The sequence below is a fragment of the Bacillus sp. LR--39 genome (assembly GCF_053613335.1).
Genome location: NZ_JBSIOT010001479.1, coordinates 1 through 540, shown reverse-complemented (window position 1 = coordinate 540; position 540 = coordinate 1). Strand labels below are relative to the sequence as shown.

The 540-nt window shown below is 45.0% G+C and carries 1 protein-coding gene; it reads left to right on the top strand.

The window, feature by feature from the left end:
• Nucleotides 1-540, top strand: a 540-nt coding sequence (locus ACWHAR_RS31265; protein WP_452088953.1) for an MFS transporter, incomplete at both ends; no start/stop codon positions are given.

The window sequence follows — 540 nt, the reverse complement described above, 5'->3', positions numbered from 1 at the left end:
TCCGAAAAGCAAAGGGACACATGCATTTCATTACGGAAAACTCATTTCTTCATTATTTCCGCTTTTGATCAAGGAGAAAGTGTTAAGAAAAGCATGTGTAAACCAAGGCTTCATGTTCGGCGCCTTCAGTTTATTTTGGACGACGTTAGTGTTTATGGTGAGTGAACCTCCATTCTCGTTTGGCAGCCAGACTGCCGGAACAATCGGTTTGGTGGGAATTGGCGGGGCTTTTGCAACTCCGCTGATCGGCCGGATTATTGATCAAAAAGGAGCTGCTTTTTCCAACAAGCTTTGTATGTCTTTTACCTTATTGTCATTTGTTTTATTAATGGCAGGCCAGACTTCATTGATTGTGATTGTATTGGGCGCTTTATTCATCACCATGGGCATTCAGGCGAATCAGGTGGCGTGTCAGGCGGAGATTTTCCAATTGTCGGCTGAAATGAGAAGCAGATTGAATGGCCTCTTTATGGTCAGCACGTTTTTAGGCGGCGCCTTGGGATCGTATGCAGGAGGTGCAGTCTGGATGCTGTTTCATTG